This window comes from Chitinophaga sp. Ak27 (genome assembly GCF_012726295.1).
GTDB lineage: Bacteria > Bacteroidota > Bacteroidia > Chitinophagales > Chitinophagaceae > Chitinophaga.
In genome coordinates, this window is the sequence record NZ_JABAOB010000001.1 from 922981 (window position 1) to 949473 (window position 26493).

Here is a 26493-nt window from a genome sequence, read left to right on the forward strand (position 1 = left end):
GCATAGTTTTTGCAAAGATCCGGAATTCATCTTTGGGATAGTGATTATTTTTTCTGGCGCAAAAGATTAACTTTGGTCTAAACAGGCGCTCAATAAGGTTATCATGGAGGATAAAAACGGTAAAAAAAATATTCAGGCATTAGGGGTTACTATCGGCGTTCATGCGTTGCTGTTAGTAGCGCTCATATTTACCGGCTTTTCAGCACCTCCCCCATTGCCAGACCAGGACCTGGGCATGGAAGTCAACCTCGGCACCTCCGATGAGGGAATGGGGGATGTACAACCCATGAATCCTAATCCTCCCAGCGCTGCAGCGGCGGAACCGGCGCCTGCTGAGAGCCCAGCCACTGCCGTTAGGGATAACAGCGAACCGCAGCAGGATATTGCTACACAGGATGAAGAAGAGGCGCCTGAAATTAAGAAGCCAGAAAAGCCTGTAGAGAAACCAAAAGAAATTCCTAAAAAATTAGAGCCCAAACCTGTTACCAAGCCAGTTAAGAAACCAACAGAAGCGCCTCCCAAGCCTGCACCTCCGGCGCCTAAGCCCAAAGCGGTATTTTCCGGCGGTACGGGTAACAGCGCCAATAGCGGTAATGGAGCCAACGGGTCTAATAACGCTACGGGAGAAGGCAATACCGGCAAGCCCGGCGACCGTGGCCAACTGGGAGGTAATCCCAACGGTGGCGGTTATACGGGTGGTGGCCTCGGGGGTGGTCGTTCAGATTTTCACCTGAATGGCAGAAGCCTCATTGGAAGACCACAAGTAACCTACGACGGTACAGAAACAGGCTATGTAGCCATTAATATAAAAGTAGACCAACAAGGAAATGTGACATCTGCCACTTTTAGTATGAAGGGGTCTACCATCAGCAACCCGCAACTGATCGAGATTGCCAGGAAGGCCGCGAGAAGCGGACAATTAAAGTATAATGCCAATCCGGATGCGCCGGAAGAGCAATTTGGCACTATACGCTTCTATTTCAAAGCTGAATAATCTGTAATAATGACACCGAGTACCCTTGTTTATTTGCATGACTGATAAGTCTGACTGCAAAAAATACGTATTTACCGGCTCCTACATCTCTACCTATGACTATAAACATCAATATGCGCAAAGTTTGTGTGTGTTTTCGAGAAACCTATTTTTTATCGCCAACGATGATTGAAAAACTTGACCGTATCTTTTTCCGTGCCGCAGCCTTACTATTATTGCTGCCGGCTACCGCTATTGCGCAAACATTTCCGGGATATAATAACAGCACTTACGCCGGTATTCACGGCGTTCTGTCCAACCCCGCCAGTGCGGCCGGCTATCGCTACAAATGGGACGTCAACATTGTTGGCGTAGACGTAAACGCGGGCAATACCTATGCGAGTGTGCCCAAATCAGTGTTGTTCCATATGCCTGATACCTTCCGGCTGGGTAGAGATTACTTCCTTGACCAGGGCGCCAACCGAAAGCAAAATGGCTGGGAGATGGCAGAAGTAGTGTTACCTTCCGTACTTTACAAAATTGATGAAAAGCAATCAGTTTCCTTTGTATGGCGTATGCGCAGCAGCAGCAACGGCGGTAATGTAACTACACCTATTGCTAATTTTTTTGGCGTCAATTTCCCCAATCCCGCATTCGTGGATAAGGCGCTGAGTATTCCGCAGGTGGGCGTGTCTTCTCACATCTGGCATGAATTGGGACTCAGCTATGCACGGGTGATCAAGGAAACCTATACAGGCCGCTGGAAAGCTGGTGTTACCCTGAAACTGTTGAGCGGTGTGGCCGCCGGGTATGCAGCGGTAAAAAATGTAGACTTCCGGCTAAACAATACCCATGATGGCACCATTACCAGTGGTACCATGTATTACGGTTACAATAAAGAGCTGGACGATTGGCAATCGCCTGCGCAGAAAAACCTGCATCTATTTCAAAATGCCGGGATTGGCGCTGATATCGGCGTGATCTACGAATATCGCGCGGATAATGGCGGCTTTGGCGAATATGAAGGTTCCGATGTGGATGACTATCAATTTCGTATAGGCGTTTCCATTACTGATATTGGTCGCATTAAATACAATAAGGGCGCTATCAATACTGATTTGAACCTGGTAAAAGACCATGTAGTACCTAATGATTTGCAGTATAAAAAGAATGAAAGTCTGCAGCAATATGCCCGGCGGCTGAATAACTACTTTACCCCATTGGCCACTGATTCTACCTTCAGCATGACCTTACCTACTGCGCTCAACTTAATGGGCGATTACAATATAGACGGCCGTTTTTTTGTGAGCGCTCAGGCAGTGATAGCGCTTACAGCAGGGCAGCGCGACATTACCAAAACCTATGCGCTTACCCAGTTTAATATCACACCGAGATATGAAAGCTACCTGTTTGGTGCTTATCTCCCACTCACCATTAATCACAATGGCCAGGCCGATGTAGGCGCCGCCATTCGCATTGGTCCCCTGGTGATTGGCTCGGGCACAATTTTTACCAACCTGCTTGAAAAGCATATCGATCATGGAGAGGCTTTCGTAGCTTTGCGTTTAAACTCAAGCATGTTTAAACGGGGCGATGGCAATGGTGGAGGCATCTTCCAGATGCGTAAACGCCAGGTTGGCTGCCCGGTTAATAATAATTAATATGGCCTCTTATAAAGAAACGCTGGATTATCTATATGCACAGTTGCCCATGTTTACCAGAGTGGGCGCCAGTGCCTTTAAAACGGATTTGCACAACACGCTGGCGTTATTGGAGCAGCTTCAACAGCCACAACACGCTTTCAAAACTATACATGTAGCCGGCACCAATGGGAAAGGCTCTACCAGTCACATGCTGGCAGCGATCTTTCAGCAGGCGGGCTATAAAACAGGACTGTATACATCTCCGCATTTACTGGATTTCCGGGAGCGTATCCGGATAAATGGCGCCATGGTACCCGAAGATTTTGTGGTGCGTTTTACAGAAGATATGCGCGGGCATATTACCGATATTGCACCTTCCTTTTTTGAGCTGACAGTAGCCATGGCTTTCCAATATTTTAAACAGGAAGCAGTGGATATCGCCATCATTGAAGTGGGACTTGGCGGGCGGCTGGACAGCACCAACGTGATTATACCAGAACTGTCGCTGATTACCAATATCAGCTATGACCACAAAAATATGCTGGGAGATACCCTCCCGGAAATTGCAGCGGAAAAAGCAGGTATAATAAAACCGGGTGTACCCGTAGTGATCAGTGAAACCCAACCTGAAGTACAGGAAGTATTTATTACTACCGCACAATCGAAACAGGCCCCTATTCACTTTGCCGACCAGGAATGGATGGAGTCTTCCAGTGCTATTGAAGGACATCACCTCAGCCTGATGCTGATGGACCGGCAGCAGCAGCAAATGCGGAAGTTTCAGCTCGACCTGAACGGACAATACCAGGAAAAAAATGTGATGGGTGTGTTGTCGGCCGTAAAGTTATTGCAACAACAAGGCTGGCATATTACCTGGGAGCACGTAAGCACGGCACTTTCCCATGTAAAAAAACTCACTGGCCTGAGAGGACGCTGGGATGTTATTCAACAACATCCTTTGACAGTATTAGATGTAGGCCATAATGAAGCCGGTATAAAAGAAATCGTGGAACAACTGGGGCATGTCAATTACCAGCAGTTACATATCGTAGTGGGATTTGTAAAAGACAAGGAAGTGGAAAAAGTACTGCCTTTGTTTCCTGCTACCGCACATTACTATTTCTGCAAAGCGCAGATTCCCCGTGCGCTGGATGAAGTAGCGTTGGCAGAAATGGGCGCTGAAAGCGGCTTACAGGGCCATGCCTTCCCTTCCGTGCAGGCGGCCTTACAAGCAGCGCGGCAACATGCCAAAACGGATGATATGATACTGGTTTGTGGAAGCTTTTTTGTAGTGGCAGAAGTGATGTAACGTTACTTCATGCCCATTTTGCCCAGGTGCAGCAGCGCATAGAAGATACAGGTAGTATGCAGGCTGTGTACTATTTTGTTGTCGAGCAGGAGTTGCTGCAGCTCGCCAATAGGCATTGTCACCACTTCTATTTCTTCATTGTGGTCCAGTTGCTGTTCCTGTACTTTTACCCCACCGGTAGCCAGGAACATATAGGTGTAATTGTTGCTGGATGCGGTGTTAGGCGCAATGGTACCCAGTTCTACCCATTCTTTGAACTCATACCCGGTTTCTTCCAGCATTTCCCGTTGCATCGCAAATAAAGGAGAAGGATCTGAAGGATCCATCGTACCTCCGGGGATTTCCAGCAATGTTTGGCCGATGCCATGGCGGTATTGACGGATCATGATCACCTGTCCATCTTCGCGGATGGCCACTCCATTTACCCAGTTATTATATTCCAGTACATAATAAGGCTCTACAATTTTACCCAGCGGAGTTTCACATTTATCTGCCCGGGCGGTGAGCCAGGCGTCTTTAAAAAGGTATTTTGAAGAAAGTAATTTCCAGTCCATAGTCATCATATCAGTACGTTACCAATCCATCCTTTCTTTCAGGCGCAGAATATGCTCCAGATGGTGTTTTCCATGCCAGGCATAATTAGCCGCATGTGTTTTGAGATTGTGTTGGGTGCCGTTGGCCGGATGTATAAAAGTCCTTTCCCAGTCGGCTTCCGCCAGGTGTTCCATGAGGTTGGTCCAGCGGGTATGCAGGGCATGGAGCAGCGTGATGGAAACATTGATGGGGGTAGCGGCTACATCTGGCAATAGTGCCCAGTCGCCCTCCTCATATGGCTTGATCACCGGCTTATCCTCCGTGAGGGCCAGCTTCATGCGGGTATACCCATTCATATGGCTGTCGGCCAGGTGATGTACTACCTGTGCTACCGTCCACCCTTCGGGGCGATAAGGCGTTTGCAGCTGGTATTCGTCGAGGTGTTGTACCGCAATTTCTATCAGCTGTGGCAGGTAGTGAATATCTTTTATAAAGCCCTGCAACATGGCGGGTGTATAGGCCGGTAGTGGCTCAAAGCGGCCAATTGGATATTTGAGTGCTTCCATCATCTATTCCTCCCGGAGGTCTTTACCAGTGAGATGAATAAATACGTCTTCGAGGTTCGCTTTCTTCACTTCTTTCCTTCTTTCAAAACCGGAAGATACCAGGTTATCGATGAGTGCATCCGGCGAATTGATGGCGATGATGCGGCCGCTATCAACAATGGCGCAGCGATCGCAGAGGAATTCTGCCTCATCCATATAGTGGGTGGTGATAACTACGGTGGTACCCTGGTTGCGTACCTGTTGGATAAGATCCCAGAGATTGCGCCTGGCCTGGGGGTCCAACCCCGTGGTAGGCTCGTCGAGGAATATGATCTGTGGCTTGTTGATCAGGGTGGTAGCAATGGAAAAGCGTTGCTTTTGCCCGCCGGAAAGCTCCTTGAACTTTGCCTTCGCCTTATCTTCCAGGTTAAACATACCCAGCAGCTTCATGGGCTCTACAGGTTGGTTATACAGCCCTCCGAACATTTCAATAAGTTCTACCAGGTTCAGTCCCGGGTAATATCCTGAACTTTGCAGTTGTACGCCAATGATTTTTTTGATTTCGTTTGGGTCTTTGTCGAGGTCGTATCCTCCAACAACTACCTTTCCCTCGGTCTTATCGCGCAGGGTTTCAATAATTTCCAGGGTAGTGGATTTTCCGGCGCCGTTAGGGCCCAGCAGGCCAAAGATCTCGCCTTCATACACCTCAAAGCTGATTCCTTTTACCGCCATAAACTCCCCGTATTTTTTCACGAGGTTGTTTACTTCGATGATCTTTTTCTTTTCCATGGGGCCAAAATACGAAAAAAGCGGAAAGCAGAAAGCTTTAGCTATTGTGGAGAATGATTAAAGCAAATTTTAAATACTCGCTAAGTTCTTCTCTACGTTAGCTTTTTGCTTTCCGCTTTTTGCTCTATTGCTTAATAAAGACTTGCGTAAAGAACGTTATCCGGCCTTTATCTGCCGTACCTATGCCGATCAGGGTGTAGTCGCCCAGCATATTCCTGCGATGGCCGGGGCTTTTGATCCAGCCGTTTACTACAGCTTCGGCATCGAGGGTACCATAGGCTACATTTTCAGCAGCGCTGCTTACGCGGCCCATCTTTCTGGACACGTTGGCCACGCGGTCCTCGAATCCTTCATGTCCGAACCCTGTGCTGCCGTTGGCCATATCGCGGCTGTGGCGGCGGGCCTGCTGACTGATGGTTTCGTCGAGTTGCAGGGGCTTCAGACCTTTGGATTGACGGAACTTGTTGGTGTAGTAGAGGATTTGTTCATCCATGCTACCTTCCCCGTTATGGTCGCCCTGGTGGCTGGTAACACGTGAGCACGCATTTACCTGGAAGAAAGCCAGCATGGCTACAAACAGTAAAAAGATCCGTTGGTTCTTCAAAATCGACATAGAACTAAAATGGTTAATAATTAAAAATAAATAATGAATGGTAGTTAATAAGACTAATAAATTAGCCGGGGGTTTAGCAAGTGTTATACCAAAAATTAAAAACGGTGTGAAATGAATATTTTGTATTCATTCCACACCGTTTTTATAAAAATCTTTCTCCTATTCGTTAACAATATGCTGCCAGGTATCCATCATATTTTTGGACCCGATAAAAATAGGTATGCGTTGGTGCAGTTGCGCTGGTTTCAGCTCCAGCAGGCGTTGTTTACCGTTGGCCATGGCCACTCCGCCCGCCTTTTCCATGATAAATGACATGGGGTTACATTCATAACACAGCCGTAAACGGCCGGATGCCCATTTCCCAAAGGCGGGGTACATAAAAATCCCCCCCTGTATCAGGGTACGGTGTATTTCAGCCACCATACAGCCTACAAAACGATGGCGGTAAATGCGGTCGTTTTCGTTCCTGGCCATAAAGTGATCAATTGATTTGCGGATCTTGGCTTCATAAAGATGGTAGTAGCCTATATTTACGGAGAAGATGTCGCTTTCCGGAGGGCATTTAAGATTCGGGTGCGACAGGCAGAATTCCCCGATAGAAGGGTCGAGGGTAAACCCCTGTACACTACGCCGGGTGGCATACACCATCATCGTGGAAGAGCCGTAGATGATATAACCTGCGGCAATCTGCCGGGTGCCGGGTTGAAGAAAGTCCTCCAGTTCACATGCTGTACCTTCCGGGGTTAGCCGGCGATATACAGAGAAAATGGTACCGATAGATACATTGACGTCAATATTACTGGAACCATCCAGGGGATCCATGAGCACCACGTATTTAGACTTTTTGGAGTGCTCATCTTTGAAGGCAATGAAGTTTTCATTTTCCTCGGACGCTACACCGCAGCAAGAGATGCTGGTTTCTAATGAGTTAATGAATTGTTCATTGGCAAATTCATCGAGTTTCTTTACCGATTCCCCCTGTACATTGGTTTTACCGGCTTCCCCCAGGATATCGGCAATACCCGCCTTATTTACCTCTACATTCACCCGCTTAGCCGCCAAACCAATATCCCGTAGTAAACCGGATAATTGCCCTGTTGCGCCCGGGTAATTACGCAACTCCTGAATGGTAAACTCATCCAGGGTCATAACTTTTTGCTTAAGATTCATAACGTTAGGTTCTGTCACGAAATTAACGGAAATGCCACTATTTTAAGAGAACTGTCATTTATCTGTAAACAGATTTTAAAACAATTCTAAACTTGTCTTACTTTGCCAAATAATTTTTTAATAGAATATAAACTCTCATATGAAGGTTTTCAAGTTTGGTGGCGCAAGTTTAGAAAGTGTTGAACGTATCCGCCAGGTGGCACAAATCGTACAGTCATTTCCGGACGAAAAGCTCCTCATCGTTATTTCTGCGATGGCAAAAACGACCAATGAGCTGGAAAAAGTGGCAGAAAACTTTTTCCTCCGCAAAAGGGAAATTGCTGCCCAATTGTTGTTTAACATTGAACAGCATCACCTCAATGTGGCAGAGGCGCTGTTAGGCAATCGCCAGCACCCCCTTTTTACACAGCTGCAACAATTCTTTACCGAAGCCGAATGGACACTCGGAGAAAAGCCCATGCGGACTTATGACTATTATTACGACCAACTGGTAGGTTTGGGTGAGTTGCTCAGTACCTCCATTGTCAGCGCGTTTTTCAATAGCATAGGGCTCACGAATACCTGGGTGGACGTAAGGGATGTATTCCGTACGGACGACAACTTCCGGGATGCCAACATTGACTGGACGTATACACAACGCCAGGTGACCGAAAAAGTAGCTCCGCTGTTCAACAGCACCAACATCGTCATTGCTCAGGGCTTCATAGGTAGTACTGACCAAAATGAAAGCGTTACCCTGGGCAGGGAAGGCAGCGATTATTCCGCCGCCGTTTTTGCCAATATGCTCGATGCAGAAAGCCAGACCATCTGGAAAGACGTGGAAGGCTTAAAAAATGCCGACCCAAAACTGTTCCCCAATACCGTAAATATCCCGGAAATCAGTTACGGCGAGGTGATAGAAATGGCGTATTATGGCGCCCAGGTGATACACCCAAAAACCATTAAACCGCTTCAGAACAAACAAATTCCTTTGCTGGTAAAATGTTTCCTGGATAAAAACCTTCCAGGTACCGTTATCAAGGAAACTGCCGACGTAAAGCAGCTCCCTCCTATTATCGTTCTGAAGAAAAACCAGGTTTTACTAAACATTACCTCTAAAGATTATTCCTTTATTACAGAAGATAAGATCAGCGATATTTATGAAATCTTCCACGGATTGAAGGTAAAAATCAACCTGATGCAAAATGGAGCTATTAATTTCTCCTGCTGTATCGACAATAACCCGGAAAAAATAGAGCTGCTGATAAAAACCCTGCACCAGCAATTCAAAATCGTTTATAATGAAGGGCTGGAACTACTGACGGTGCGTTATTACCAGGCCAGCCTTCTGGAGGAACTGAGCGATGGGCATACCATCCTGTTGGAACAACGCTCACCCGCCACTATACAGCGCCTCTGGAAAAAATAAATTTATCCAGTTAAATTATTTCCCTTCCTCATGCAACTTTTTTCGTACCTGTCCGTCTTTAGTAAAAATGTGGTATGAAAAAAGTTGCTATTCTTTTATGTCTGAGTTCCTTAGCGATGCTGTTGTTGGCATTTGGAGGGAAAATAGCAAGCCATGGCCACCTTTCGGCCAAAAACCCGGATGAACTTCCTGTCTACCTGATCACCCTGGGAAGCTTCCAGGCTCCCTCTTCCTGTACTGCTAATACCCAATCATGTGTAGCAAATGATAATGCACAAATGCCCCTTGGACAAATACAAAGTGTGCTGAAAATGGCATTGCAGTATTACGAAGATCAATTAAAAATTAGCAAATAGTAGATTGTAAGGACCCGACCCAATATTCAGGAAATAGCTTTTGAGAAATTAACAACGGAAACGATCGTATGAAAAAAATCATCGTCGCCCTGGGAATGCTTTTTTGCTGCGTAGCCCCTATGTTCGCACAACAACCCATCACAGGAAAGATTACACTGACAATAACAGACAATAGCGGGAAACCGCTCCCCTTTACCAGCGTGATACTACGCAAGGTGAAAGACTCCGCCCTTGTTAAAGGAGAAATGAGCGCTGAAAACGGCAGCTGCACCATTCAACAAGTGTCTCATGGACACTATTTCATCCAGGCCTCCCAGGTGGGATATACCACTACCTATACGAAACCATTCCAGGTAGATGCCACCCATAAAGCCATTGCCCTGGGCAATGTATTATTGCCGCCATTGGGTAAAAACCTTCAGGCCGTAAATGTGACGGCACAAAAGCCCCTGATCGAAACCGCCGCCGGTAAAACTGTGATGAATATCGAAAACAGTGTAAGCGCCGCCGGCAATACCGCCCTGGACCTGCTCCGCAGGGCACCGGGCGTACAGATAGACAATAATGAAAATGTAACCCTGAAAGGCCAGAGCGTAACGGTAATGATAGATGGCAAATTGACCTACCTGAGCGGGGAACAACTCACGAACCTCCTAAAAACTACCCCGGGAGAAAGCATTGCCACGATAGAAATACTGACCAGCCCTTCTGCCAAATATGATGCGGCCGGTAACGGGGGGATCATCAACATTAAAACTAAAAAAGGAAAACTGACAGGTATCAACGGTGCCATCAACACTACCCTTACCCAGTCTAAATACGGCCGCTATGGCGTATCAGGGAATATTAACTGGAGAACCGAAAAGTTTAACCTCTTCGGCGACTTCGACCAGGGCGACTATCCCCGGATGGTTACCCGCAAATATGACCGGCTGTTCCAGGAAACCGATGGCAGCATTACTTCCCTTGATCAGAGCATTTTCCAGCGCAACCGCTTTAAAAATAACTACCTGAAAGTGGGACTGGATTATTTCCTCACTGAAAAACACACCATCGGGATACTGGCCAATGGCTATAAAAACGCCTTCAGTAACCAAATTTTCAGTGATGCGTTTCTCGGCAAACAAAACATGACACCGGATTCCATCATCCACAGCCTTACCACCAACAACAATAAATTCGATAACATAGCCCTCAACCTCAATTACAAAGGGGTACTGGATACCGTAGGCGGACGGGAAATCAGCTTTGATGCAGACTATGCCCAGTTTAACAATCACCGCCTGATGCAGCTAAATGACAGTCTGTATGATACCCATTCCAATACGAGCCGTAACCCCAATAGTATTCGCACCAACGGTAATACCCAGGTAATCATTAAAAGCCTGAAAGCGGATCTCAGCTGGCCTCTAGGCCCGTCGGGGAAACTGGAAGCAGGCGCCAAGGTGAGCTTCGTTACTACCACCAATGACCTGCGATTTGATTCCCTGATGCAGGGCGCTTACAAGCCGTCCCTCTCACAAAGTGATCGTTTTAATTACCAGGAAGATATTTATGCCGCCTATGCCAGCTTTAAAAAGCAGATACAAAAAACGAGCGTTCAATTGGGACTGAGGGTGGAAAATACCCGCTCGGCCGGGCGCTCTTTTACTACCGACACCTATGTAAAACGGTCCTACACCGATTTCTTCCCCAACATTGGGATCGAGCAAAAATTGGATGATAAAAATAAACTCAGCCTGGCTTTATCCCGCAGGATAGAACGTCCGGGTTATGGGCAGTTAAATCCATTTATGTTTTATCTCGACAAATACACTTATTTCAGGGGAAATCCTTACCTGCGGCCACAGTACAGCAATATAGCCGAACTATCGTACACCCTGAAAGACAAGTATATTGCTACCTTCCGGTATAGCCGGATAAAAGATATGATGGAGGAGTTTATTACCCAGGACGATAGTACCAAAGCCTCTATCAGTACCGAGCGAAACTACGACAAGACCGATTTCTACGGCCTGATATTTACCATCCCGGTACAGGTCACCAAATGGTGGAGCAGTGATAACAACGTAGAGTTTTCCTACAACAAGTACAAATTTGAAGATCCTTCCACCAATGAGCCTTACAGCCGGTATAATTTTCATGCATATGTAAGCAGCACCAATACTATCACACTGCCGCATGATATGAAGATGGAAGTGATGGGATACTACAACTCTCCTTTTATCTTCGGTATGTTCAGGGGGTATAGTCAATATAACCTGAACCTGGGAATACAGAAATTGTTCCTGGATAAGAAGCTGACGGTAAAAGCAAGTTATAATAACATCCTGCGGAATGAAAGCTATCGCGGCGTCGCAGAATTCAAAAACCTGAACCTGGGCATCTTCAATACCTGGCAGTTCAGAACCTTTAATCTCTTTTTCAGCTATAAATTCGGCAATGCCAGCATCAAGGCAGCGCGGGAAAGAAAAACAGGCACCGCTGATGAACAGAACAGGGCAGGATGATCAGCTTAAAATGCGCATCATTTGCTGTATCAGCTGCATCATGGCGGTGGGATACACGCCCAGCCCAATCAACAATACCGTTAAAATACCCAGGGTGATATTCCCTGCTATAGGCAACGCCGGTACTACCGTTGTTTGCTGTCCCGGTGCAGGAACTGCAAACATGGTGGCTACCAGGCGGATGTAATAATATAGTCCAATCACGCTGTTGATGGCCAGCATAAATAGCAGGAACCATTGATGCCCGTTCACTCCGGCCATTACCACGTAAAACTTACCAATAAACCCTGCTGTCAATGGAATACCAGCCAGTGACAACAACATCGCAGTAAACACCGTGGCCACCCATGGATAACGCCAGAACAGCCCTTTGTAATCCGCCATCGTTTCTGCATCCTGCAGGCTGCTCGACATTACAATCACTACGCCAAAAGCGCCTATGCTGGTAATAAAATAGGCTACCAGGTAAAATGCCAATGCCTCCAGCCCCGTTTGCACGCCCGACAAAAATGCCACCAGGATATAACCCATATGTGCAATAGACGAGTAAGCCAGGATACGCTTAATATTTTGTTGCGTAAGGGCCAGCCAGTTGCCGGCAAACATAGACGCCACTGCTATAATAGCCACCATCCACCACAACATCGGATAATTGTTGCCCTGTATATCCTGGTAAAAGCGGATCAGCAATACCAACATAGCTCCTTTGGAAATGGTAGCAATAAAGGCTGCTACGGGCAACGGCGCTCCTTCATATACATCCGGCGCCCACATGTGGAAGGGCACCACGCCCAGCTTGAATCCTACTCCTATCAGCATCATCCCGAAGCCAGCCATAACGCTTACCGGCAAATATCCCGCCTGTCGCAGCGCGGCACCAATCCCCGGGAAATCCATATGCCCGGTAAAAGCGTATACCAGCGCCATTCCAAACAACAGGAAGGCCGATGATAGTGCCGCCAACATCAGGTATTTAATGCCCGCCTCATCGGAGCGTGCGCGGGCGCGCAAGTACGCAATTAATCCATATAGGCTGATACTCAGTATTTCCAACCCCAGGAACAGCGACATAAAATGCCGGCTTACTACCAGTACCAGTGCCCCGATAGTGGCCAGTATCAGTAGTAGGTAATACTCTTCCTTACGCTCCTCCCTTTCTTCAAAATAGTTAAATGACAGCAACAGGATGATCAACCCAGCCGTCAGGATTAACCCTGTATTGAATAATGAAAATTCATCGATTACCAATAAAGGAGGTACTGGGTGAGGAATGTATATAATAGCAGGTATCACCGCCGTCATCGACATCAAAAATGCAATAATGGCAAAGCTATATACAATGCGGTGATTGCGCCAGATGGCCACCAACAGCATCGCGATAACCGACGCCGCGCAAAGTGTGATCAGGGGACCAAGGCTTAAGAAATCAACGAATGACATAAGCGGTGTTTTGAGTGGTGTTGAGAACCGGCTGCGGATGAAAGCCCAGCCAGCAGATAACAATAACCAATGATATGATGATTACCAATTCACGCCCGTTAAGATCCCGCATAGCGTATTGCCGGTCGCAGGGACCTAAAAAAACTTTTTGCATCAGCCGCAAGGAATAGGCGGTAGCAATCACCAGCCCTATCGTAGCCAGGATCGTGAACAAGTGGCTGGCAGGCCAGCTACCCAATAGAATCAGGAATTCGGCGATGAAGTTGCCCAGGCCCGGCAATCCCAGAGAGGCCATCACAAAGATCAAAGCGGCACTACCCATTAAAGGCATCCGTAGCCAGAGTCCTCCCATTTGCCACAGGTTGCGGGTGTGGATCCGCTCATACAAAGCGCCGGCAATGATGAACAGCGCCCCCGTGCTGATGCCATGGGTGATCATTTGCATCACCACGCCCTGGTAGGCTATTTCATTAAAGGCGAATGCCCCGAGCAGCACAAATCCCATATGGCTCACGCTGGTATAGGCAATCAATCGTTTGAGGTCTGTTTGTGCAAATGCCAGCATGCCTCCGTACAAAATGCCCGCTACTCCAAGCAGCATGGCCAGCGGCGCTATTTCCGCCGCCGCCGCAGGAAACAGAGGCAATACAAACCTGAGGATACCGTAGGCGCCAGTCTTCAATAACAATCCGGCCAGCACTACACTACCGGCAGTAGGCGCCTCTGTATGCGCATCCGGCAACCAGGTATGGAAAGGCACTGCCGGGAGCTTAACTAAAAAGGCTACCAGGAATCCTAACATCAGCCAGCGTGCGGTAGTCCCTTCCATGGGCGTATTTAGCAATTCGAAATAATTAAACGTATATACGTTAGTGTTAGCTGCATGTACAAAATAGAGTCCCAGTATGGCCAGCAACATCAGCAGCCCCCCGGCCTGGGTAAACAGGAAAAACTTGTTGGCCGCATATTCCCGGTGTTCATGCCCCCATATCCCTATCAAAAAGTACATCGGTATCAACATCATTTCCCAGAAAAAATAAAAGAGGAACAGGTCCATGGTAAGGAAAACACCGGTGATGCCGCAGAGTACAAACAATAGGTTGAAATGAAAGAACCCCACCCGTGTTTGCAGCTCCTTCCAGGAAATGAGCACAGCCAGTGCTCCCAGGAAAAAAGTAAGGGCCAGCATCAGCAGGCTGAGGCCGTCCATGGCCAGGTGCAGGCTGATGCCAAAATGTGGCACCCAGTCTATCTTATACTGGTACCACCAGCGACCGGAGATGGCAGTGTGCGCCAGCCAGATACGGATCACTATCCCCAGGTTAAACAACAAGCTGCAGAGCGCTATCCAACGGCACGCTGCATGGCTTTTTGCCCCCGCTATCCAGGATAGCAGGGCAGCAGCAAAAAGAACGATTAATAGCACCAGCAGGATCATATTTTTTCGTTTATTCGTTTAAGTTATATGTATATTCTCCAGATAAGTACCGACAATACCGCTACAGCACCTAGTACTACTGCCATGATATACCAACGTAATAAACCGCTCTGCGTGCGTGCCAGCACATTATGGCACCATTGCATCAGGGTTGCCAGGCCAGTATACAGCTTGTCTACCAGGTCTTTCCGGTTCATGCGCGACAGGTGGATATAAGGATGTACCAGTAAGATGTTGTATACATAATCGAAGTCCCAGCCTCTGGCCCAATACTTCCGTAACCAATCTATGGCAGGCATTTCCAGGAAATCGGACATTCCTTTAGGGCGCAGCAGCACCCAGGCATAAGCCAGGCCTATGCCGCCTATGGCCAGTAAAGCCGACATCGCCTGCGATGCCCATTCCATGGCGTTACTATCGTTTGTTACCGTTACTTCCGGCAATACGGGGTGTAACCAATTGCTGAAAAGCGTTACATGCCCCATGGTATGTGGTAATTCTACAAATCCGGCTATGGTTGATAAAACAGCCAGTATATACAAAGGAATCATCATGCTTTTACCGGGCCGGTGATGCATCGCTGTTTTAGCTTCTCCATAAAATACCAGGAAAAACATACGGAAGGTATACATGCCTGTGAGCAGGGCGCCCAGCAAGGCCGCCAGCCACAACGCCACGTGCCCGTGGGTAGCAGACAACGACAACCAGATGATCTGGTCTTTGCTATAAAAACCTGCTGTTACAAATGGTATAGCTGCCAGCGACGCGCAGCCAATCAGGAATACCCAATACACACCAGGCAATAGTTTTCGGAGCCCTCCCATTTTAGCCAGGCGTTGCTCATGATGCAGGGCTACTATTACCGCTCCCGCCGCCATGAATAACAACGCTTTAAAAAAGGCATGGGTAACAAAATGAAAGATAGCCGCCGACCAGGCTCCGCAGCCTAATGCCAGGAACATATATCCTATCTGGCTGATCGTGGAGTAAGCCAATACCCGCTTGATATCTGTTTGCACCAATGCGCTGAAACCGGCCAACACCAGGGTAATAGCGCCGATAACAGCCGTGATGGTTTCAGCCAGCGGAGCCAGTTCAAAAAGCACATGCATGCGCGCGACCAGGTACACTCCCGCCGTTACCATGGTGGCGGCATGAATCAGGGCGCTTACCGGTGTAGGACCCGCCATCGCATCCGGTAGCCACGTTTGCAGTGGCAGCTGGGCAGATTTACCTACCGCTCCGCCCAGTAATAACAAAGCAATGATGGTCACTACCGGCGCACCGGTGGTCCAGAGCTGTGGACTCTTCCCGAGTATATCGGGTATGTTGAGCGTACCCGCATATTGAAATAACATAAACAATCCAATGGCCATAGCGGTATCGCCTACACGCGTTACAATAAATGCTTTACGTGCGGCGTATCCATTGGCGGGGTCTTTATACCAGAAACCAATCAGGAGGTAGCTGCAAAGCCCTACGCCCTCCCAGCCGAAGTAAAGTAGTAATAGATTGTCGGCCATCACCAACGTGAGCATAGCGCCCACAAAAAGGTTCATACACGCGAAAAAACGTGCATAATCCGGATCGTCGTGCATGTATCCTGCGGCATATATGTGGATCAGGAAGCCTACCGCCGTAATCACCAGGACAAAAACAACCGACAACGCATCGAGCCTGAAATCGATGCCTGCCTGGAAAGTACCAGCCAGTACCCAGTTGGTGGCATGTTGTACAACGGCTTGCTCGGCATTACCAGCAAATTGTATGGCTATGATGACGGCCACCAGCGCTGCCAGCCCGATACTGCCACAACCTAATACAGCTGTGGCTATACGGCTCAAGCGTTTCCAACCCAGCATGAGCAGGAACGCACTGATAAAAGGAATGATCGGTATGAGTGCAGGAAGCATAACAGTTCATTTTATCCGTTCATTTTAGCGGCTTCATCGCTGTCCAATGTTTTAAGCTGATGATATAGCTGTAGTATCAGGGCCAATCCTACCGACACCTCCGCCGCCGCCATGGCTAATATGAAGATGAACATCACCTGTCCGTCGGCCCTACCCCAGTGCGCAGATGCCACTACAAAAGCCAAACCAGCTGCATTGAGCATTACTTCTACGGAGAGTAACATAAAAATGATGTCGCGACGCACCAGTATACTGATCAGTCCCAATACGAACAAAATGCCGGCCAGCAGCATACCTGCGGTGGTGGGGTGTATATTCATGTTCTTTAATTTTCGAGAAACCGGTGTAATGTTTTTTCTTTCTGTCGCCCTAAATGATAGGCACCCACGATACCTGCCATCAGCAAGATACCTGTGAGCTCTACCGCCGCCATGTAAGGGCCAAATAATGCCATCCCTACCGCCTTTGGATCTACTACTTTTATTGCTGATGGTGGCTGATGATTCTGAGATATCAGGAAAACCAGTTCTCCGAGGAGCACCAGGCAGAGTAAAGACGGGAATATCCAGATGCGGGGCTTTAACCACTGTTGCTCCTGTATGGCCGACTCTTTACCCAGGTTTAGCATCATCACAAAAAATATCAGTAATACCATGATGGCTCCCGCATATACGATCACCTCCAGCGCGGCAATGAAGGGCGCGCCATAGAGATATAACACCACGGCCACGGCTAACAACGATACCACCAAGTACAGCAAAGCATGCATGATATTATAGCGCGTAATGACCATTACCGTGGCAATCACCGCAATAGCGGCCGCTATGTAAAATGTAAGTCCCATCATGGCAGTAAGCTTTTGACATCTACCGGCGGTTCTTCATTCCTGGCGTCGCCTTTATTTTTTCCCTGGATAGCCATCCCTGCTACCTTATAGTAATTATAGCCAGGATATTTTCCCTCGCTGTTAATCAGCAGGTCTTCTTTTTCATATACCAACTGCTGGCGGCTGTATTCAGCCATTTCAAAATCGGGTAACAGTTGTATCGCGTAAGTAGGACAAGCTTCTTCACAGAACCCGCAAAAAATACAACGGGAGAAGTTGATCCGGAAAAATTCAGGATATCGCCTGCCGGATTCATCTTCTGTAGATTGCAGGGAAATACAATCTACCGGGCAGGCCGCTGCGCAGAGATAACAGCCTACGCAACGCTCTCCCCCATCCGGATCACGGGTAAGCGCAATACGCCCACGCCAGCGGGCCGGCAGTGGCGCTTTCTGCTCGGGGTACTGATATGTTTCCCGCTTGTGAAACATATGCAGGAATATCAGCCACATACTTCTAACCAGACTAAACATTGTTTTCTGTTTTAATTATTTAACCAAAGTTTGATCGCTGCCGTTACCAGCAGGTTCAGGATGGATAAGGGAAATAGTACCTTCCATCCATATTCCATCAGCTGATCATACCGCGGCCTTGGCATAGAAGCCCTGAACAGGATGAAGAGCAGGATGAAGCAAAAAGTTTTTATCGCAAACCATATAACCGGCGGAAGGAAGGCAGGGCCCAGCCAGCCGCCGAAATAGAGCGTTACCAGCATCCCTGATATCAGGGTAATGCCCAGGTATTCCCCGATGAAGAACATCCCGAACTTCATTCCGGAATATTCTGAGTGGAAGCCCGCTACCAGCTCACTTTCCGCTTCCGGTATATCGAAAGGCAGGCGGTGCGTTTCTGCCACCCCCGCCACGAGGAAGATGAGAAAACCCAGGAATTGCGGCACAATAAACCACATGGTTCGTTGTGCTTCCACGATCTCCCGCAGGTTAAAGGAGCCGCTCAGTACTACTACGCCCATGAGTGCCAACCCCATGAATACTTCATAGCTAATCATCTGGGAAGCTCCGCGCATAGCGCCCAATAGGGCGTATTTGTTATTCGAAGCCCAACCGCCCAGCACTACGCTATATACCCCCAGCGATGACATGGCGAGAAAAAAAAGTAAGCCTATGTTTAAATCGGCTACAATGACATGTGGCCCAAAAGGCATTACCACAAAGCTCATCAGCACGCTGAGCATCACTACGCCGGGCGCAAATACAAACACTATTTTATCTGCAAAGGGAGGAATCCAGTCCTCTTTGAAGAACAGCTTTAGTGTGTCTGCCAGCACGACTAATAATCCAAACGGCCCTGCCCTGTTAGGTCCATAGCGGTCCTGCCAAAGCGCCAGCATCCGGCGTTCCACCCAGATCAGACCTGCGGCCGTGTTCAGAAGTGCAAAGAGTACTCCGCCAATGATCCACCAGAAGTTTGTCATATCATTATACTTTTATCAGCTGCGGCACCTCTGCTATCTGCATGCCTGGCAGGCCTACAGGTATTCCGGCTACCCCTTGCTGTAAGGTATCGTTAATAATCACCGGTAACGTATAGTGGTGACCGTTATCCATAAAATGCAACAGGTGCCCTTCTGTTACCTGGAAGCGTTTGGCATCTTCGCTATGCAGCAACAGGTAGGGAGCGGGCATGCGTGCTGCAATACCGGGCGTATGAATGCTCAGTTCTTCCGATCCGAATATATGGTAACAGGGTACCAGTAATAAATGTTCTTTGAGCGGCAGGTAGGGCTCGGGTACTTCCGTATAAAAAGGCGTATGCCCGTTAACATTAGGCTCAATCAGCCGTTTTCCTGCATTGCCGTCGTGCAGCGGACCACCGGTTTCTACCTGGTATTTGTTGACTGCCTGCACCGAATTCCATCCTGGTTGCCAGAAAAAAGGAATCATGGAAGAAGGGGGTTCTCCCCGGTATCCTTCCATGGTAAAGGATAGCGCGGTATCTTCATCCTCTGCCGGCTTTGGTTCACTTACATTTTTATTCGCCAGCATGGCGGTGCGACCGCTATATCGATGGGGCTCCCGCGGCACTTTCTGCCCGGCGAGGCGGAAATGAGCATCTGGTGTCAGTGTGGTGATGCCGTCGAACTGTGGGTAGGTAGTCGCCATGTATTTCACTACGTCATCCAGGTGTTGCAGAGAAGATAAAGTAGTATGGCCACAAACAGCGGCTACCTGCAGCAGCCAGCGCCAGCTTTCCTGGACAGCGCTTGTTGGGGCAAACACCTGGAAGAAACGTTGTGCACGGCCTTCGTTATTCACCAGCGTGCCATCCGACTCTGCAAAGGTGCCTGCCGGCAGTATCACGGTTGCTTTTTCGGCCGTAGCATTATAGAGGTGATCCAGCAGGATCACATTTTTGATGTTACTGAAGAAGCGCTCTGCGCTGTGCTGGTTCAGGCGGCGATAAAGGTCATTTTCCAGGATGATGGCTGTATCTATACCGTTATTCAGTGCCCGTCCTAAAGCCGATTCCAACCGATGCCCATCCAGCATTTCCAGTCCCACGCTATTGCACTCAGGTACCGTAAAGCTGAGCATGGCGTCAATACCCAGGTCATGCAAGGCCCAGGCTACATTGGCGGCCGATTTGAGAATGGCTTCGCTGCCGCCGCCATAGCCGGCAATGATCAACGGATGGGCTGCTGTCTTCAATGTATTTGCAATGGTAGCAGCAATGTCCCGCCCCTGCTCCGACATACCGGTTACTTCCGGAATAGCATCATTGAGCAGGTGGCTAACGGCATAGCCTATACGTGCAATATTATCAGGCGCTGTATGCCAGGCGCCCTGAGCTATTTCATCCAGTTTGGTTTCCTGCACGCTGAGAATAAACAGGGGCCCCTTATCGTCTTGCACAGCTTCGCGTATGGCGGCATCCTGCCAGGCAGCGAGATGCACCTGTTGCTGCGCTGCCGCTACCGGCATACGCCGAACTGCTTGCCGTACGGATAATGCCAGCATCGGCGCTGTATTTGTTACATCTTCTCCCAGGATCAGCACTACATCTGCTGCGGCAGCGTCCTGCAGAGAAGCTGCCCGCACAGGGCCCTGCCGGAGCAGGCGGAGTGATAATGATACCAGATCGTGATCGGCGGCTGATACGCCCAGGTAAAAATTATCTGCTCCTACCAACTCTTTCAATACCGCATTGGATTCCAACGATGCCCTCGGAGACCCGATGCCTATTGTTTTTCCCGGTACCATCCTGCGATGCACATGGTCCAGGATAGGGATACCATTGGATTGTTCGGCTGGCCCGTGGTATACCATAGGTGTTTTAATACGCTGGTCGCTGTTGACAAATTCGTAGCCATAGCGACCGCGGTCGCAGAGGAAATATCCATTCACGGCCGCATTAAAGCGGTTGGTGATCTGTCTTACTGCGCCATATCTTTCTCCTGCCAGGATATTACATCCCAGGCCGCAACCCTGACATACAGAGGCGGCAGACGTGAGATCCCATTTGCGGGTATAGTGCTGCTTGAGTGTTTTATCCGTGAAAACGCCAGTAGGGCAGATCTCTGCCAGGTTGCCACTGAACTCATTTTCCAGGATACCGTCCTGCTGGCGCCCGAAGTACACATGGTTATGCGCCGCAAATACATCCAGGTCTTTTCCGCCGGCGAAATCTTTATAAAAACGTACGCAGCGGTAACACTGGATGCAGCGGTTCATTTCATGGTTCAGGAATGGTCCGAGATATTGGTTGTTGTAAGTGCGTTTGGTGAAATGATAATCGCGGTAACTATGGCCTGTCATTACGGTCATATCCTGCAGGTGGCAGGCCCCGCCTTCATCGCATACGGCGCAATCGTGCGGATGGTTAATCATCAGCCAGCCGATCACGTGTTCCCGGAAGCTGCGGGCATCCTTATCGTCGATAGACATACGCAGCTGATCTTTTACCGGCTCCATACACGACATGATGATTCTGCCTTTGGTATCGTCTGCGTCTTTGAACACTTTCACCGCACATTGCCGGCAGGCGCCCACGGCGCCCAACACGGGATGCCAGCAAAAGTAAGGAAGGTTCAAACCCAGCGACAGGCAAGCTTCGAGCAGGTTCTTCCCCTCCTTTACCTCGTAGTTTTTATTATCGATATTAATGATGGGCATATGGGCATTTTTTATCTTTGACATGTTGCTCAAAATCCTCCCGGAAATATTTCAGTGCGCTCTGCAACGGTTCCATGGCGCCGGGCGCCAGCGCACAGAAAGTATTTCCAGGTCCCAGCAATTGCGTATGTAATTGCAATTGTTCCAGGTCTGCATATGTTCCGTTTCCCTGTTCAAGGGCTAGTAATATTTTTTCCGTCCATGGCAGCCCTTCCCGGCAGGGCGTACAAAAGCCGCAGGATTCTTGTGCGAAGAAATGTTCCAGGTTATGAACGAATCCAACGGGACAGGTTTGGTCATCCAATACCACCATAGTGCCGGTACCCAGGCGGCTTCCGGCAGCAGCTACGCCGGCAAAATCCATTTTCACATCGAGGTGGGCATCGGTCAGGAAATCCGTGGAAGCGCCACCGGGCAGTACGCCACGAAAGCGAAGGCCAGCTTTCATGCCACCGGCGTATTCCTCCAATAATTCGCGCATCGTAACTCCCATAGGTAGCTCCCAGGCACCGGGCTTGTTGACCTTTCCGCTTACGCCATAAATTTTCGTTCCCCCGTCGGCGGTATAGCTCAGCGATTTAAACCAGTCGCCCCCGTTATTCATGATATGCGGGATGTAAGACAGGGTTTCCACGTTGTTAACAATAGTAGGTTTACCAAACAGGCCGCTCACCTGCGGAAATGGAGGCTTGGCACGGGGTGTAGCGCGTTTGCCTTCAAGTGAATTGAGCAGCGCGGTTTCTTCTCCACACATATACCGGCCTACGCCGGTGTGCAGTTGCATGTCCAGCCGGAAGTCTTTACCGAGTATATTTTTACCGAGATAACCGGCATCATAGGCGTCGGCAATTGCCCTGGTCATGATCTGCGCAGCCTCCTTATACGCCCAGCGCATAAAAACAAATGCCTGTGTAGCCTGTATGGCGTAGGCGGCAATGATCATCCCTTCCAACAGCTGATGCGGATTGCCTTCTAATAGCCACCGGTCTTTGAAAGTACCGGGCTCCATTTCATCGGCGTTGGCAATCAGGTATTTGGGGCCGGTAACATTCATGGGCACAAAGCTCCATTTCATACCGGTGCTGAATCCAGCGCCTCCTCTTCCTTTGAGGTTGGCATCTTTTACTTTTTCGGTTACTTCTCGGGGAGTCAGCTCCTGCAATACTTTGCGTAAGGCGCTGTAACCACCCACCGCTTCGTATTCCTTCAGCTGAAGGGCGGCTCCGGAAAGAGGAATATGTTGTGTAAGTGGTCGTTCCATTTTTATAAATATTGATCCAGTATTTGTGGTAAATCTGCGATGGCTATATCCCGATACAGGTCGTTGTCTACCATCAGCGCCGGCGCATGATCGCAGGTACCCAGGCAGGCATTGGGCAGCAGGGTAAAACGATCGTCGGACGTTGTTTGCCCGTAACCGATATGCAACAGGTCTGTCAGCGCCTGTTTTATTTTCGTATAGCCCATTACGTAGCAACTGATACTGTCACAGAGCAGGATCACGTGGCGGCCCACCGGCCGGCGGAAAATGAGATTGTAAAAGGTGGCTACACTATCCACTTCAGCGGTACTCATGTCGAGCATGGCGGCAATATCGGCCACACTTTCATCGGATATCCAGCGGCGTTGCTGCTGCACAATTTTAAGGGCTTCAATGCAGGCCGCCTTTTTTACCGGCACCTGTTGCAGCTCATGGGTGATTTGTTCTATTTCAATAGCAGAAAGCATATATGGTTTAATTATCTGTCGATGTCTGCCAATACATAATCCATTCCTCCCAGTATCGATAAAAGATCTGCCACGGTATATCCGCGGCTGATCAGCGGAATCATCTGCATATGCGGGAACGAGGGCGTTCGTACCCTTACCCGGTAAGCAGCCGTGTTACCATCGCTCACGAGGTAATAGCTGTTCCATCCCTTAGTAGCTTCGGTACAGCTCATAGCTTCCCCGGAGGGAATAACAGGTCCCCAGCTCACATTCAGGAAATGGTGGATCAGCGTTTCTATGTCCTGCATGGTGTTGGCTTTCACCGGAGGGGTCGCCAGCGGGTGATGCGACTTATAATCGCCTTCGGGCATCCAGCTCATGCATTGTTCTATGATGCGGAGGCTTTGTCGCATTTCCTCCACCCGCACTACAGCACGATCGTAACAGTCGCCGTTCTGTGCCACCGGGATCTCAAAGGCAAAATTTTCGTACCCGCTATAGGGGCGCTTTTTGCGCATATCCCATTCCAAGCCACAGGCGCGTAGTCCCGGCCCCGTAACGCCCCACTCAATCGCTTCCTCCAGGGTATAGATACCAATGCCTTTGGTACGGGCTTTAAACAGGTAATTCTTCATCACCATGGCGTCATATTCTTTCAGCTGTCGCGGGAAATATTGCAGGAAGTTTTTCACCAGCACTTCCCAGCCTTTGGGCAGGTCTTGTGCTACGCCGCCGATACGGAACCAGTTGGGGTGCATGCGGCCGCCGCAGATGGCTTCAATGATTTCGAAAACGCGTTCGCGGTCGGTGAACATGTAGAATACGGGGGATAACTGCCCCAGGTCCTGGGCGAAGGTGCCATACCAAACCAGGTGGCTGGCGATGCGAAACAGTTCGCAGAGCATCACCCGGATTACCTGTGCACGCAGCGGCACGTCGATACCTCCCAGTTGCTCTACCGCCAGGAGGTAGGCCAGGTTATTGTTAACGCCGCCCAGGTAGTCGATACGATCTGTATAGGGGATATATGTATGCCAGGACTGGCGTTCGCCCATTTTTTCCGCACCGCGGTGATGAAAACCGATGTCCGGCACAGCATCTACAATATCTTCGCCGTTGAGCTGGAGGATAATGCGTAAAACGCCGTGAGTGCCGGGGTGTTGCGGACCAATGTTGAGGAACATAAAGTCGGCATCTTCGCTATGGCGTTTTAAGCCCCATTCTTCGGGTTTAAAGCGCAGCGACTCCTGCTCCCTATCCTGCTTCTCATCATAGAGCTTAAATGGCCCCATTTCGGTAGCCCTGGCCGGATGCTCCTTACGGAGCGGATGCCCCTCCCAGGTAGCAGGCATCAGGATGCGTTTCAGGAAAGGATGGCCGTGAAAGCGGATACCAAACATATCGTATACTTCGCGTTCATACCAGTTGGCAGCAGGCCAAACCGCTGTGATGCTCTGGATGGCGGGGTATTCGCCGTGGAGGCCGGCTTTAAGGCGGAGGAATTCATTTCTTTCGAAAGAAAACAGGGTATATACGATGGTGAAGTCATAGGGTTTATGCCCGTTCTGCTGCTGTTTATACGCACGCTCATCGATGGCCGTGAGGTCATAGAGCATGCGATAAGGCATTTGTATTTCCGCTTTCAGGAACTGTAGTATGGCCACAATATGCTCTTGTGGCGTCCAGAAGGTGGGCGTCCCATCCCGTGTAGCCTGAGGCTGAAAGGTGATATCACCAAAACGGGTGCTTAATTCCGCTGCAATGCGCTCTGGCATAGCGTATTAAGTTTTAGACGATGAGGGTAAATAATCTTCTGATTTCTTCCGGTAATTTATTTCATATAGCCATTACTGTTAGTATTATTTATATTTCATCAGGTGTTTTAAAATTGGTCATTTGTTGTCTTTTTTCGCGCAGGGTTTCTTTCATGGAAATTTTTTCCGGCCTTATTACGCCTTGTTCTCCGATCACCCAGCTCAACGGCCTTTTTTCTTTACCTACGCTGTCACGCAGTAATACGAGTCCCTGCATAAACGCATCGGGGCGTGGAGGGCAGCCGGGCACGTATACATCAACCGGCAGAAATTTATCCACTCCCTGCACTACGCTGTAGATATCGTACATACCGCCGGAGTTAGCGCAGGAGCCCATAGAAATCACCCAGCGGGGTTCCATCATTTGTTCATACAGCCGTTGAATAACGGGCGCCATTTTGATAAATACGGTGCCGGCAATAATCATCACATCGGCTTCCCGGGGTGTGCCCCGGATCACTTCTGCGCCGAAGCGGGCCATATCATACTTGGGGGTCATGGCGGTAGCCATCTCCACAAAACAACAGGAAAGGCCGAAATGAAAAGGCCAGAGCGAATTTTTCCGTCCCCATGCCAGCAGGCTCTCTACGGAAGTCAACATCACACTTTGCTGTATGACTTCTTCCATAGACGTATTGCCGGATACTTTACCGGTTAGATCATTTGCATTAGTCAACCACCATTTCATACGAAATTGATTTAGCTATGCCTGATTATTTTACTGCTGTTACGTAAGTGCCGGGGGTGTTGATGTCTTATTTTCCTGGTAATGGTGAATTCCTGAGGGATGCTTCCTTTTCATTTTTTTGTATGCGCGTAAAATTCTTTTCCCATCGGGCCCGAAGTCCAATGCACCGTTACGCCATTCGTAAATCAGTACTGCCAATAATATAACAATGAATATAGTTACGCCTATAAATCCAGTCCATCCTACTTCCTGATATGCAATGGCCCAGGAAATAATCAATACAGTTTCGATATCGAAGATAACGAACAGCATTGCTACGAGATAAAATTGGGAAGGAAACCGGAGTCTGGCAGATCCGGTGGAGATGATACCGGACTCATATGCTTCGCCGGTAGCACGATCTTTATGATGCTGACCCAGCACATAAGATAGACCCAGGATAGTACCAATCAGTACCACCACGATAGCCGCATAGGCCAGCAACGGCCACATGGGCGTAATGTCAGAAACAGCGCTTTTCAAAGTGTTCGCCCTCCGAGCGATTTACTTAAAAGTCCGTTATGCCATGCTTTAGAAAAAAACCAGTAGTCTGCTTTCCAATCTACTGAACAGGTCTGCTAT

General features: G+C 48.9%; 24 protein-coding genes. 6 read left to right on the forward strand and 18 right to left on the reverse strand.

Features of this window, described 5'->3' with window-relative positions:
- Positions 1 to 103: 103 nt before the first annotated feature.
- The 3 genes from HGH90_RS03655 to HGH90_RS03665 all read left to right on the forward strand — a co-directional run bounded on the left by HGH90_RS03655 (position 104) and on the right by HGH90_RS03665 (position 3925).
- Positions 104 to 994: a hypothetical protein gene (locus tag HGH90_RS03655; protein ID WP_168763642.1), complete on the forward strand. Its 891-nt coding sequence runs from the start codon at positions 104 to 106 to the stop codon at positions 992 to 994.
- A gap of 164 nt (positions 995 to 1158) precedes the next feature.
- Positions 1159 to 2634, forward strand: a complete 1476-nt coding sequence (locus HGH90_RS03660) for a DUF5723 family protein (protein WP_169190422.1) — start codon at positions 1159 to 1161, stop codon at positions 2632 to 2634.
- Position 2635: 1 nt separating this feature from the next.
- Positions 2636 to 3925: a bifunctional folylpolyglutamate synthase/dihydrofolate synthase gene (locus HGH90_RS03665; protein ID WP_247679852.1), complete on the forward strand. Its 1290-nt coding sequence runs from the start codon at positions 2636 to 2638 to the stop codon at positions 3923 to 3925.
- 2 nt (positions 3926 to 3927) lie between these two features.
- Here the strand turns inward: HGH90_RS03665 and HGH90_RS03670 are convergent, their stop codons facing one another.
- From HGH90_RS03670 to fbp, 5 genes are all read right to left on the reverse strand, one after another.
- A complete protein-coding gene (locus tag HGH90_RS03670; RefSeq protein ID WP_248276962.1) occupies positions 3928 to 4479 on the reverse strand; it encodes an NUDIX hydrolase in 552 nt (183 codons plus the stop codon).
- Positions 4480 to 4497: 18 nt separating this feature from the next.
- Complete coding sequence (locus HGH90_RS03675; RefSeq protein ID WP_168763644.1) at positions 4498 to 5028, reverse strand: YfiT family bacillithiol transferase; 531 nt, start codon at positions 5026 to 5028, stop codon at positions 4498 to 4500.
- On the reverse strand, positions 5029 to 5793 hold the full coding sequence (locus HGH90_RS03680) for an ABC transporter ATP-binding protein (RefSeq protein ID WP_168763645.1): 765 nt from the start codon (positions 5791 to 5793) through the stop codon (positions 5029 to 5031).
- Positions 5794 to 5917: 124 nt separating this feature from the next.
- Positions 5918 to 6406, reverse strand: coding sequence for a CAP domain-containing protein (locus tag HGH90_RS03685; RefSeq protein ID WP_211092939.1), 489 nt, complete (start codon positions 6404 to 6406; stop codon positions 5918 to 5920).
- Positions 6407 to 6565: 159 nt separating this feature from the next.
- The gene (gene fbp / locus HGH90_RS03690; protein ID WP_168763646.1) at positions 6566 to 7576 is read right to left on the reverse strand and encodes a class 1 fructose-bisphosphatase; all 1011 of its coding nucleotides are present in this window, start codon (positions 7574 to 7576) and stop codon (positions 6566 to 6568) included.
- 139 nt (positions 7577 to 7715) lie between these two features.
- Between fbp and HGH90_RS03695 the strand changes: the two genes are divergently transcribed.
- From HGH90_RS03695 to HGH90_RS03705, 3 genes are all read left to right on the forward strand, one after another.
- Positions 7716 to 8984: an aspartate kinase gene (locus tag HGH90_RS03695; protein ID WP_168763647.1), complete on the forward strand. Its 1269-nt coding sequence runs from the start codon at positions 7716 to 7718 to the stop codon at positions 8982 to 8984.
- 74 nt (positions 8985 to 9058) lie between these two features.
- Positions 9059 to 9340, forward strand: coding sequence for a hypothetical protein (locus HGH90_RS03700; protein ID WP_168763648.1), 282 nt, complete (start codon positions 9059 to 9061; stop codon positions 9338 to 9340).
- A gap of 68 nt (positions 9341 to 9408) precedes the next feature.
- Positions 9409 to 11850 carry a TonB-dependent receptor gene (locus tag HGH90_RS03705; RefSeq protein ID WP_169190423.1) on the forward strand — a complete coding sequence of 814 codons (2442 nt, stop codon included), beginning with the start codon at positions 9409 to 9411 and terminating at the stop codon, positions 11848 to 11850.
- On the opposite strand, the gene HGH90_RS03710 is transcribed toward HGH90_RS03705, so the two are convergent.
- The 13 genes from HGH90_RS03710 to HGH90_RS03770 all read right to left on the reverse strand — a co-directional run bounded on the left by HGH90_RS03710 (position 11851) and on the right by HGH90_RS03770 (position 26394).
- Positions 11851 to 13290, reverse strand: coding sequence for an NADH-quinone oxidoreductase subunit N (locus tag HGH90_RS03710; protein WP_168763650.1), 1440 nt, complete (start codon positions 13288 to 13290; stop codon positions 11851 to 11853).
- Complete coding sequence (locus HGH90_RS03715) at positions 13277 to 14728, reverse strand: NuoM family protein (protein ID WP_168763651.1); 1452 nt, start codon at positions 14726 to 14728, stop codon at positions 13277 to 13279. The genes HGH90_RS03710 and HGH90_RS03715 overlap by 14 nt, the downstream gene beginning before the upstream one ends.
- Before the next feature lie 23 nt (positions 14729 to 14751).
- Entirely contained in the window at positions 14752 to 16641 is a 1890-nt protein-coding gene (gene nuoL / locus HGH90_RS03720; RefSeq protein ID WP_169190424.1) for an NADH-quinone oxidoreductase subunit L, read from the reverse strand.
- A gap of 11 nt (positions 16642 to 16652) precedes the next feature.
- Positions 16653 to 16961, reverse strand: coding sequence for an NADH-quinone oxidoreductase subunit NuoK (nuoK, locus tag HGH90_RS03725; RefSeq protein ID WP_168763653.1), 309 nt, complete (start codon positions 16959 to 16961; stop codon positions 16653 to 16655).
- A 5-nt stretch (positions 16962 to 16966) separates the two neighbouring features.
- A complete protein-coding gene (gene nuoJ, locus HGH90_RS03730) occupies positions 16967 to 17485 on the reverse strand; it encodes an NADH-quinone oxidoreductase subunit J (RefSeq protein ID WP_168764047.1) in 519 nt (172 codons plus the stop codon).
- Positions 17485 to 18000 (reverse strand): NADH-quinone oxidoreductase subunit NuoI, encoded by a 516-nt coding sequence (gene nuoI / locus HGH90_RS03735; RefSeq protein WP_168763654.1) that lies wholly within the window; start codon positions 17998 to 18000, stop codon positions 17485 to 17487. The genes nuoJ and nuoI overlap by 1 nt, the downstream gene beginning before the upstream one ends.
- Positions 18001 to 18011: 11 nt before the next feature.
- Positions 18012 to 18962: an NADH-quinone oxidoreductase subunit NuoH gene (nuoH, locus tag HGH90_RS03740; protein WP_169190425.1), complete on the reverse strand. Its 951-nt coding sequence runs from the start codon at positions 18960 to 18962 to the stop codon at positions 18012 to 18014.
- Between the two features lie 4 nt (positions 18963 to 18966).
- Complete coding sequence (gene nuoG / locus HGH90_RS03745) at positions 18967 to 21660, reverse strand: NADH-quinone oxidoreductase subunit NuoG (protein ID WP_169190426.1); 2694 nt, start codon at positions 21658 to 21660, stop codon at positions 18967 to 18969.
- Positions 21647 to 22921, reverse strand: coding sequence for an NADH-quinone oxidoreductase subunit NuoF (gene nuoF, locus HGH90_RS03750; protein WP_168763657.1), 1275 nt, complete (start codon positions 22919 to 22921; stop codon positions 21647 to 21649). Before nuoF ends, nuoG begins: the two co-directional genes overlap by 14 nt.
- 2 nt (positions 22922 to 22923) lie before the next feature.
- Entirely contained in the window at positions 22924 to 23388 is a 465-nt protein-coding gene (gene nuoE / locus HGH90_RS03755; protein WP_168763658.1) for an NADH-quinone oxidoreductase subunit NuoE, read from the reverse strand.
- 11 nt (positions 23389 to 23399) lie between these two features.
- The gene (gene nuoC, locus HGH90_RS03760; RefSeq protein WP_168763659.1) at positions 23400 to 25145 is read right to left on the reverse strand and encodes an NADH-quinone oxidoreductase subunit C/D; all 1746 of its coding nucleotides are present in this window, start codon (positions 25143 to 25145) and stop codon (positions 23400 to 23402) included.
- Positions 25146 to 25233: 88 nt separating this feature from the next.
- Complete coding sequence (locus HGH90_RS03765) at positions 25234 to 25872, reverse strand: NADH-quinone oxidoreductase subunit B (protein ID WP_168763660.1); 639 nt, start codon at positions 25870 to 25872, stop codon at positions 25234 to 25236.
- A gap of 39 nt (positions 25873 to 25911) precedes the next feature.
- Positions 25912 to 26394 (reverse strand): NADH-quinone oxidoreductase subunit A, encoded by a 483-nt coding sequence (locus HGH90_RS03770; protein ID WP_247679854.1) that lies wholly within the window; start codon positions 26392 to 26394, stop codon positions 25912 to 25914.
- Positions 26395 to 26493 lie beyond the last annotated feature (99 nt).

Bases quoted from the DNA above. Each gene is read 5' to 3' on its own strand.
- HGH90_RS03715 (WP_168763651.1), bottom strand. From the start codon at position 14,728: ATGATCCTGCTGGTGCTATTAATCGTTCTTTTTGCTGCTGCCCTGCTA.
- nuoJ (WP_168764047.1), bottom strand. From the start codon at position 17,485: ATGGGACTTACATTTTACATAGCGGCCGCTATTGCGGTGATTGCCACG.
- nuoH (WP_169190425.1), bottom strand. From the start codon at position 18,962: ATGACAAACTTCTGGTGGATCATTGGCGGAGTACTCTTTGCACTTCTG.
- nuoL (WP_169190424.1), bottom strand. From the start codon at position 16,641: ATGCTTCCTGCACTCATACCGATCATTCCTTTTATCAGTGCGTTCCTG.
- nuoC (WP_168763659.1), bottom strand. From the start codon at position 25,145: ATGCCAGAGCGCATTGCAGCGGAATTAAGCACCCGTTTTGGTGATATC.
- HGH90_RS03655 (WP_168763642.1), top strand. From the start codon at position 104: ATGGAGGATAAAAACGGTAAAAAAAATATTCAGGCATTAGGGGTTACT.
- nuoE (WP_168763658.1), bottom strand. From the start codon at position 23,388: ATGCTTTCTGCTATTGAAATAGAACAAATCACCCATGAGCTGCAACAG.
- nuoI (WP_168763654.1), bottom strand. From the start codon at position 18,000: ATGTTTAGTCTGGTTAGAAGTATGTGGCTGATATTCCTGCATATGTTT.
- HGH90_RS03665 (WP_247679852.1), top strand. From the start codon at position 2,636: ATGGCCTCTTATAAAGAAACGCTGGATTATCTATATGCACAGTTGCCC.
- HGH90_RS03670 (WP_248276962.1), bottom strand. From the start codon at position 4,479: ATGGACTGGAAATTACTTTCTTCAAAATACCTTTTTAAAGACGCCTGG.
- HGH90_RS03685 (WP_211092939.1), bottom strand. From the start codon at position 6,406: ATGTCGATTTTGAAGAACCAACGGATCTTTTTACTGTTTGTAGCCATG.
- HGH90_RS03765 (WP_168763660.1), bottom strand. From the start codon at position 25,872: ATGAAATGGTGGTTGACTAATGCAAATGATCTAACCGGTAAAGTATCC.
- HGH90_RS03680 (WP_168763645.1), bottom strand. From the start codon at position 5,793: ATGGAAAAGAAAAAGATCATCGAAGTAAACAACCTCGTGAAAAAATAC.
- HGH90_RS03675 (WP_168763644.1), bottom strand. From the start codon at position 5,028: ATGATGGAAGCACTCAAATATCCAATTGGCCGCTTTGAGCCACTACCG.
- nuoG (WP_169190426.1), bottom strand. From the start codon at position 21,660: ATGCCCATCATTAATATCGATAATAAAAACTACGAGGTAAAGGAGGGG.
- HGH90_RS03705 (WP_169190423.1), top strand. From the start codon at position 9,409: ATGAAAAAAATCATCGTCGCCCTGGGAATGCTTTTTTGCTGCGTAGCC.
- HGH90_RS03660 (WP_169190422.1), top strand. From the start codon at position 1,159: ATGATTGAAAAACTTGACCGTATCTTTTTCCGTGCCGCAGCCTTACTA.
- HGH90_RS03695 (WP_168763647.1), top strand. From the start codon at position 7,716: ATGAAGGTTTTCAAGTTTGGTGGCGCAAGTTTAGAAAGTGTTGAACGT.
- nuoF (WP_168763657.1), bottom strand. From the start codon at position 22,921: ATGGAACGACCACTTACACAACATATTCCTCTTTCCGGAGCCGCCCTT.
- fbp (WP_168763646.1), bottom strand. From the start codon at position 7,576: ATGAATCTTAAGCAAAAAGTTATGACCCTGGATGAGTTTACCATTCAG.
- nuoK (WP_168763653.1), bottom strand. From the start codon at position 16,961: ATGAATATACACCCCACCACCGCAGGTATGCTGCTGGCCGGCATTTTG.
- HGH90_RS03710 (WP_168763650.1), bottom strand. From the start codon at position 13,290: ATGTCATTCGTTGATTTCTTAAGCCTTGGTCCCCTGATCACACTTTGC.
- HGH90_RS03700 (WP_168763648.1), top strand. From the start codon at position 9,059: ATGAAAAAAGTTGCTATTCTTTTATGTCTGAGTTCCTTAGCGATGCTG.